The organism is Streptomyces fuscigenes, from assembly GCF_021556455.1.
GTDB classification, from domain to species: domain Bacteria; phylum Actinomycetota; class Actinomycetes; order Streptomycetales; family Streptomycetaceae; genus Streptomyces; species Streptomyces fuscigenes.
The window spans coordinates 1-8,598 of sequence record NZ_JAKGCV010000243.1; the positions used below are offsets into that span (position 1 = coordinate 1).

Sequence of the window (8,598 nt, forward strand, 5' to 3'; positions counted from 1 at the left end):
GCGCTGCGGGCAGCGGCACGCCCCCGGGACGCCGGAGCAGCGGCTCGCGGGGCGCCGTTCGCGCGGACGACGTCCGCCGGGCTGGACGGCGGTGCGCCCCGCCTGCCTAGACGGCGGTGCGTCCGCCGCGGCAGCGGGCGCGCAGGATGCGCACGGCCGACTGGGCGTCGTCCACGGTCACGGTGAAGTCCCGGCCGTCCCGCATGCGCAGCACCAGGCCCTCTCCCCTGCGCACGATGACGGCGGTCCCCTTCTCGGGGCGCCACCGGTAGCCCCAGCCGCCCCACTGCTGCGGGGTCACGCGGGGGGCGAAGTGCGCGTCGACGACCTGGGCGAGCGGGATCCGGCGGCGCGGCACGCCCATGTGCCCGCACCGCACCTCCAGGCACTCCTCGTCGATCCGGACGCCGACGTGCACGAACGCGAGGGTGCCGAACAGCATCAGGAGTCCGGCGGCGAGGCAGCCGATGACGGAGATCAGCAGGGCGGCGACGCCCGTCGTCCAGTTCGCGTCCACCGCGAGCTCGACGCCGAGCGCGATGCACGCCGCTCCGCCCGCGGCCAGCACCCACTGCACGCGGTTGGTGGCGCGTCCCGACCACATCTCGGAGAGGGTCGCGGCGGCGTGGGCAGCGGGGCCTTCGTGGCGTGAGTGCTCCGTCATGGCAGCAGCGTACCCAGGTTCCGCGAAAGAGGGAGTCCTCGGAGAGAGGCGGTGCGCCCAAGGCGGGACGGTCGCGACACGCCGTCGCAAGGGGCCGTTGCCCCGCCGCCGGGGCCTCAGCCCGGCTGGCCGACCGCGGCCAGCAGGCGCCCTTCCGGGTACGCGAGCGCGGCGCCCGGCAGATCGCCGTCGCGGCCGCTCGCGAGGACCGTCGGCGCGCCCGCCGGGGCCTCGCCTGGGGCGGGCGCGAAGCCCGCCCGGCGCAGCGCCTGCGTGGCGACCGCTTCGGCCGACCCGTACAAGGCGGCGCCGGGGGCGACGGCCGCCGCGATGCGGTCGCGGACGAGTTCGTAGTGGGTGCAGCCGAGGACCAGCGCCCGCACACCGGGCGGGGTCAGCGCGGCGGCGGCGGCCACGGCCCGGTCGATCGCCGCGTCGTCCGCGTGCTCGACGGCGTCGGCGAGACCCGGGCACGGCACCTCGGTGATCTCGGCGTCTCCGCCGAAGTCGCCGATCAGGCCCCGCTGGTACGGGCTGCCGGTGGTGGCGGGGGTGGCCCACACGGCGACCGCTCCGCCGCCCGCCGAGGCGGGCTTGATCGCGGGAACCGTGCCGATCACGGGCAGCGCCGGCTCGAAGGCGGTGCGCAGGACGGGCAGGGCGTGCACGGTCGCGGTGTTGCAGGCGACGATCAGGGCGTCCGGACGGTGTTCCGCGGCGGCGCGCGCGATGCCGAGCGCCCGGCCGGCGACGTCCTCGGGCGTGCGCGGACCCCATGGCATGCCGTCCGGGTCCAAGGAGAGGACGAGCTCGGCGTCCGGTCGGAGCCGGCGTACGGCGGCGGCCGCCGCGAGCAGCCCGATGCCGGAGTCCATGAGCGCGATCTTCACGACGCCACCCTAGTCGACCGTGACCGTCCGGCTCCGGTGGGGCAGACTGCGGCGGATGAGCGTCGTGGGATGGATCTCGGTGGTGTCGCTGGCCGTCTGGTGCTGGCTGTTGTTGGGGCAGGGCTTCTTCTGGCGTACGGACCAGCGCCTGCCGGAGCGCGCGCAGGGTGTGCCCGTGCAGGAGCGGTGGCCGTCGGTCGCGATCGTCGTGCCGGCGCGCGACGAGGCGGACATGCTGCCGCTGAGCCTGCCCACGCTGCTGGCTCAGGCGTACCCGGGCGAGGCCGCCGTCTTCCTGGTCGACGACAACAGCACCGACGGCACCGGGGACCTGGCCCGCTCGCTGGCCGTGAGCGAGGGCGGGCTGCCGCTGAGCGTCGCCACCCCGGGCGAGCCGGAGCGCGGCTGGACGGGCAAGCTGTGGGCCGTGCGGCACGGCGTCGCCCTGGCGCGCGCGCAGGACCCGGAGTACCTGCTGCTGACGGACGCGGACATCGCCCACGAACCCGACAGCCTGCGCCGCCTGGTGGAGTCGGCGCGCGGCGGCGGGTACGACATGGTGTCGCAGATGGCGAGGCTGCGGGTCGAGAGCGCCTGGGAGAAACTGGTCGTACCGGCGTTCGTGTACTTCTTCTCGCAGCTCTATCCGTTCCGCTGGGTCAACAACGCGGGGCTGCGCACGGCCGCCGCGGCGGGCGGCTGCGTGCTGCTGCGGACCGAGGCGGCCGAACGCGCGGGGATCCCCGACTCGATCCGCCAGGCCGTGATCGACGACGTGTCGCTCGCGCGCGCAGTGCAGCGCAGCGGCGGCCGGATCTGGCTGGGGCTGGCGGACCGCGTGGACAGTGTCCGCCCGTACCCGCGGCTGTCCCATCTGTGGCGCATGGTCTCGCGCAGCGCCTACGCCCAACTGCGGCACAACCCCCTCGTACTGGCGGGCACCGTGGTGGGGCTCGCGCTGATCTACCTGGTGCCGCCCGCCACGGCGTTCGCCGGACTCGCGGGCGCGGGCGCCGCGGCGGGCTGGGCGGGCCTCGCGGCCTGGGCGGTCATGACGGGGACGTACGTGCCGATGCTGCGCTACTACCGGCAGCCGCTGTGGACGGCTCCGCTGCTGCCCTTCACCGCGCTGCTCTACCTGCTGATGACCGTCGATTCGGCGGTGCAGCACTACCGGGGGCGCGGGGCCGCGTGGAAGGGCCGCACGTACGCGCGGCCCGAGGCCGAGGCGGCCCCGGAGCGCCGATGAGGGCACGCCGAGCCCGGAGCCGACCAGGAGCCTGAACGGGCCGGAGCCCTGAACGGACCGGGAGCCCGCCGCCCGGTGGGGCGTTGGCTCTCGGACCCGGGCCCCGGCCCGGGGGCCCGGCGGCCTACTTCCGGCCCGGGGTCCAGTTCATGTTCCAGGCGTAGGCCCGGTCGACGGCACGCTGCGGGCTCACGCCCCGCTCCGGTTCCAGGAAGCGCGCCTCGCGCTGCACCACGAGGTCGGCGCCGGTGTGGCTGATCAGCGCGAGGGCGCACACGCGGGAGGGGACCGTCGATCGGCCGAGGTCGAAGTCGATGGCGGCGCCGTGCTGCGGCTGGAGGGTGACGGTGGCCTCCAGGTCGGCGAAGCTGCTGGCGCCCTCGTAGATGGTCACGAAGATCAGGATCCGCCGGAAGTCGTGCGTGTGGTCGAGGTTGATCGTGAGGTTCTCGCCGGCGTCGACGGCGCCCGTGCGGTCGTCGCCGTCCAGGTGGATGTAGGGGGGCCGCTCCAGCGATCCGAACGCGTTGCCGAGGGCCTGGACGACGCCCTTGCGCCCGTCGGACAGCTCGTAGAGGGCGCACAGGTCGAGGTCGAGGTTCTGTGCGGCACCGAGCGCGCGGCTCAGCTTGGCACCCCAGCCCTTGGGCTGTTCCTGCTTGCGCACCTGCCAGTTGAGGTTCACGCGCATGGCCCCGGAACCGCCGCCCTGCTTGGCGAGGGAGACGGTGGGCGCGTCCTTCGTGAGGGTGACCTTCGACAACCGGACGGGACGCGCGGGTGGGGCGTCGGAGGGTGGTGTGAACGGCGGTGCCGACGGGGTCGGTGTGCTCGACGGGGCGGAGGGGCCCGGAGGAGTCACGGGCGCGGGCGGGGCCGGTGGGGGCTGCGGTGCCGGTGTGCCCGGGGGTCCGGGCGGGGCCGGCGGTGTGACGGGCGCGGCCGGGGGCGCCGGTGCCGGCGGGGCTCCCGACGCGCCCGCGGAGGCGCCGGGTTCGCCGGGTTGGCCGGGTTCATCGACGGAAATCCCGAAGTCCGTTGCCAGACCGGCGAGTCCGGTGCTGTAGCCCTGGCCCACGGCCCGGAACCGCCACTCGCCCTGCCGCCGGTAGAGCTCGCCGAGCACGTAGGCCGTCTCGACCGTGGCGTCCGCACTGTCGTAGCGGGCGATCTCCTGGCCCGTGGCGGCGTCGGCGACCCGCACGGACAGCCCCGGCACCCGGCCGAAGGTGCCGCCGTCGGCCGAGGCGGCGAGCACGATCCGCTCCACCTCGGGCGCGACGCGCGACAGGTCGACCGCCAGGGTGTCCGTCACGGTCGCGCCCGAGGGCCGTTTGCCCTCGTGACGGACGCTGCCGTCGGGGTCGGCCGGCTGGTTGTAGAAGACGAAGTCGGCGTCCGACCTGACCCGGCCGCCGGCCAGCAGCAGCGCCGAGGCGTCGACGTCCGGGACACCGGCTCCCGAACTCCAGCCCAATTCCACCCGTACGGCGTCCGCCGCGACCCGGACATTGGCTCCTTTAAGCATGGACATGATCTCCCCCATCGCGCCCGACCCGCACCGGCCTTTCCATCTTCCCAACGTAATCGCGAGCCCGCACGAGGAGACGGTACGACCCGGCGGTAACCCGTCCCTCACTTGCCCTTTACAGGATTCAAACGAGCCACGGCGACCGATTTTGGCAAGTTCGCTCGCATTGGCGATCCGAAGTAACGCAGAGCTGCCTAAAGAACCGTCTAACCAGACTCCCCAATCGACACATGGTGGGCTTAATCTCTGTGCCATGACCTCCCCCCGCTCCTACGGCGGCGGTTACTACACCGCGCCGTCGTTTCCGGACACCCCGATCTACGACTCGCTCGTCGCAGAGCGGGGCACGCCTCAGATCGCCCCGATCCGAGTGCCCTCCGCGTACGACACGGGTTCGAGCTACCTGCCGGCCCTGCCGTCCGCCCTCCCCGCACTGCCGGCGGCGCCGTCGGGCCCCGTGCCCCAGCAGTACGGCTACCCGCAGCCGATGCAGCAGCCGGTCCCGCTGCAGCAGGCACCCGCGCCGTACATCCCGCAGCAGCCCCAGCAGCCGCGCGGCGGCTACCCGGGCCAGCAGCCCGGCTACCAGCAGCAGCCGCAGCGGCCGATGCAGCAGCGCCCGGCCCAGGCCGGCGGGTACGACGGGATGCGCCCCCCGGCCCCCATGCGCCCGGCGCCCGCGCCCAGTCCCTACGAGGACCCGTACAACCGCCCCTACCAGGGCAGGGGGTACTGACCCGTACCGACGGGCACGCACCGGACCCATGGGAGGTCCCGTACGCCTCGGCAGGGCGGCTTCGCGACGAAGCCGCCCTGTTTCTTTGTGGGCCGCCTGTGTGAGGCTCACCACCGCGGGAACCCGAGCCTCCGGCAGGTGCGTTGCTTCCGACGGAAGGGGGTGCGGGACGGTGAGAGTGGTACTGGGCATCTGGCGGTGGCGGCACAACCCCCTGCGCCGTACAACCGACCTGGTAGAGGCGTGGCTGGCCGTCCTGACGGCCGTGCTGCTGGTGTTCGGGGCACCCCTCGCGGGCTGGATCGGCGGGTCCGAACTGAACTCCTCGCTGCAGCGGACGGTGGCCACCCAGCAGCACGAGCGGCACGAGTCGACCGCGGTCATGGTCGCCGATTCCAAGCAGCACGGCGATGTCGGGTTCTTCGACCCGGAATCTGCGGCGACCCAGGACTCCGACGCGCGCGTCGTCGCGCGCTACCACACCGCGGACAAGGCGGAGCACGTCGGCACGGTGACGGCGCCGCGCACCCGGATGGAGCCGGGCGACACCTTCAGCATCTGGACGGACACGCACGGCACGCAGGTGCAGCCGCCGCTGAACGGGGGCGTCGCGCACTTCCACGCCGTCTTCACCGGCATCATCGCCGCGGTGGCCGCCGCGGGCCTCGTGCTGGGCGCCTGGCGCCTGGCCGTATGGCGCCTCGTACGCAGGCGGTACAAGCAACTGGACCGCCAGTGGGCCGAAGTCGGTCCCGACTGGGGCCGCACGGGCACCGGGAGTTGAACCCCCGCGAGCCCCCCGCGAGCCGTGCCGCACCCGGCGCGGCCCGCGCGGCGCGGGCCCCGCGGACGGCCCCGCACCGCCCGTCCCGCCCCCGGCCACCGGCCGGAACGTCAACTCACCTCCCCAACGCGCGCTAACGTGGTCCGCGACCCGGTCTGACGTCGCGGCCGGGCGCACCGCAGTCGCACGAGGTGGGGGCAGCACAGCGCCATGGCACAGGGCACCGTCCAGGTGACGCACTCGGGTACATCGCGGTGGCGGCGCCGCACGGGTGAGTACGCCTCTCTCGCCGCAGCCCTCGACGCCGCCGCCGACGGGGACGTCCTGACGGTCGCTCCGGGCACCTACCGGGAGAACCTCGTCGTCGCGCGGGCGGTGACACTGCGCGGCCCGGAGGGCTCGCTCGGCTCCGTGCGGATCGCGCCGTACGACGGCGTGCCCCTGACGGTCCGCGCCTCGGCGACCGTCGCGGACATCCACGTGGAGGGCCAGGACTCGGCCGCGCCCGCCCTGCTCGTGGAGGACGGCACACCGGAACTGCTCGACCTGCGGATCGTGACCCGCTCGGCGACCGGCATGGAGGTGCGGGGCTCGGCGCGGCCGACCGTGCGCCGTACGACGGTCGACAACCCGGCGGGCGTCGGGCTGGCCGTCCTCGACGGCGCGGGCGGGGTCTACGAGGAGTGCGAGATCGTCGCGTCCGGCCAGGCCGGCATCTCCGTCACGGGCGGCGCCCACCCCCGCCTGGAGCGCTGCCGCGTGCACCACGCGTCCGGCGCCGGCATCAGCGTCTCCGGGGAGAACACCGGCCTCGAGGCGATCGGCTGCGAGGTCTACGAGGTCAAGGGCACCGGCGTGCAGGTCGCCGCCCGGGGGGCCGCGCACCTGACGGACTCGTCCGTGCACCGCACGACCGCGGACGGCGTCACGCTCGACACCGACGCCGTGCTGACGCTGTCGGACTGCGACATCCACGACGTGCCGGAGAACGCGGTCGACCTCAGGTCGAGGTCGGTCCTCACCCTCACCCGCTCGACGGTACGCCGCTTCGGACGCAACGGCCTGTCGGTGTGGGACCCCGGCACGCGCGTCGACGCGAACCAGTGCGAGATACACGATTCCACCGGCGACTACCCGGCGGTCTGGGTCAGCGACGGGGCGACGGCCGTACTGGACGCGTGCCGGGTGCACGACGTGCCCGACGCGCTGTTCGTCCTGGACCGGGGCTCGCGGGTGGACGTGGTGGACAGCGACCTCACGCAGGTCCGCAACACCGCCGTCTCCGTCAGCGACGGCGCCACTGCGCAGCTGGACGACTGCCGCATCAGCCACGCCTCGACGGCCGCCTGGTTCCGCGACCACGGCAGCGGCGGCACGCTGGCCGCCTGCACGATCGACTCCGTGCAGACGGGCGTGATCGTCACCAAGGGCGCCGACCCGACGATCGAGCGCTGCGTCGTCACCTCCCCCGCTGAGGCGGGCTTCTACGTCTCGGCGGAGGGGCGCGGCACCTTCCGCGGCTGCCGCGTGACGGGCAGCGGCGGCTACGGCTTCCACATCATGGACGGCTGCCGCACGACGCTCAACCGCTGCCGCACGGAGCGCTGCGCGCGCGGCGGGTACGAGTTCACGGACGAGGGGCCGCTCGTGGAGGACTGCACCAGCGACGAGAGCGGGGTGGCGGCCGCGGGCGCGCAGCCGCGCGGCCCGCTTCCGCAGGCCGCCTCCGCGGGCCTGCTCGGCACGGTCCCCGCACAGGTCCCCGCCGCGGTCCCGGCATCCGCGGCGCCGGGCGCGGCGCCGCCCGAGGCTCCCGCGCCGGCCCGCGAGTCCGCGGACGTCCTGGCCGAACTGGACGCGCTCGTCGGCCTCGACAGCGTCAAGCGCGAGGTGCGGGCGCTGACCGACATGATCGAGGTGGGCAGGCGGCGCAGGGAGGCCGGCCTGAAGGCGGCGTCCGTGCGCCGGCACCTCGTCTTCACGGGCTCCCCCGGCACCGGCAAGACGACGGTGGCCCGGCTGTACGGGGAGATCCTGGCCTCGCTCGGGGTGCTGGAGCGCGGCCACCTGGTCGAGGTCTCCCGTGTCGACCTGGTCGGCGAGCACATCGGCTCGACGGCGATCCGTACCCAGGAGGCGTTCGAACGGGCCCGCGGCGGGGTGCTGTTCATCGACGAGGCCTACGCGCTGTCGCCGGAGGACTCCGGCCGCGACTTCGGCAAGGAGGCCATCGACACGCTGGTGAAGCTGATGGAGGACCACCGCGAGGCGGTCGTGGTCATCGTGGCCGGCTACACCGCGGAGATGGAGCGGTTCCTTTCGGTCAACCCCGGTGTCGCGTCGCGCTTCTCGCGGACCATCACGTTCGGCGACTACGCGCCCGAGGAGTTGCTGCGGATCGTGGAGCAGCAGGCCGAGGAGCACGAGTACCGGCTCGGCGACGGGGCCGGCGAGGCGCTGCTGAAGTACTTCACGGTGCTGCCGAAGGGGCCCGCGTTCGGCAACGGCCGCACCGCGCGCCAGACGTTCGAGTCGATGGTGGAGCGGCACGCCGGCCGGGTCGCGCAGCTGGCCGAGGCGAGCACGGAGGACCTGACCCTGCTCTACGCGGACGACCTGCCCGAACTGCCCTGAGGCGGGCTGGGCCGCGTCCGGCCCGGAGCGGTGTGCCGCCGCGGGGTCGCCCGGTGCCCCGCGCCGGTTCGGGCCCGGGCCGGAGCGCGGTGGCCGCCGGTGGGGGCCCG

Annotated in this window: 7 protein-coding genes; 4 read left to right on the top strand and 3 right to left on the bottom strand. The window is 74.4% G+C overall.

Annotated features, from left to right (window positions below; translation table 11 throughout):
• Positions 1-106: 106 nt before the first annotated feature.
• Together L1885_RS18675 and L1885_RS18680 are read right to left on the bottom strand one after the other, a co-directional pair.
• Positions 107-664, bottom strand: coding sequence for a hypothetical protein (locus L1885_RS18675; protein ID WP_235798291.1), 558 nt, complete (start codon positions 662-664; stop codon positions 107-109).
• Positions 665-780: 116 nt separating this feature from the next.
• Positions 781-1,554, bottom strand: coding sequence for a glutamate racemase (locus L1885_RS18680; protein WP_235798292.1), 774 nt, complete (start codon positions 1,552-1,554; stop codon positions 781-783).
• A gap of 55 nt (positions 1,555-1,609) precedes the next feature.
• Between L1885_RS18680 and L1885_RS18685 the strand changes: the two genes are divergently transcribed.
• Entirely contained in the window at positions 1,610-2,803 is a 1,194-nt protein-coding gene (locus tag L1885_RS18685; protein ID WP_235798293.1) for a glycosyltransferase, read from the top strand.
• Positions 2,804-2,927: 124 nt separating this feature from the next.
• Here L1885_RS18685 and L1885_RS18690 read toward each other — a convergent pair whose 3' ends face one another.
• Complete coding sequence (locus tag L1885_RS18690) at positions 2,928-4,337, bottom strand: TerD family protein (protein WP_235798294.1); 1,410 nt, start codon at positions 4,335-4,337, stop codon at positions 2,928-2,930.
• A gap of 250 nt (positions 4,338-4,587) precedes the next feature.
• On the opposite strand from L1885_RS18690, the gene L1885_RS18695 reads away from it, so the two are divergent.
• From L1885_RS18695 to L1885_RS18705, 3 genes are all read left to right on the top strand, one after another.
• On the top strand, positions 4,588-5,070 hold the full coding sequence (locus L1885_RS18695) for a DUF6643 family protein (protein WP_235798295.1): 483 nt from the start codon (positions 4,588-4,590) through the stop codon (positions 5,068-5,070).
• A 172-nt stretch (positions 5,071-5,242) separates the two neighbouring features.
• The gene (locus L1885_RS18700) at positions 5,243-5,854 is read left to right on the top strand and encodes an Rv1733c family protein (protein WP_235798296.1); all 612 of its coding nucleotides are present in this window, start codon (positions 5,243-5,245) and stop codon (positions 5,852-5,854) included.
• 210 nt (positions 5,855-6,064) lie between these two features.
• Entirely contained in the window at positions 6,065-8,488 is a 2,424-nt protein-coding gene (locus tag L1885_RS18705) for a right-handed parallel beta-helix repeat-containing protein (protein ID WP_235798297.1), read from the top strand.
• Positions 8,489-8,598 lie beyond the last annotated feature (110 nt).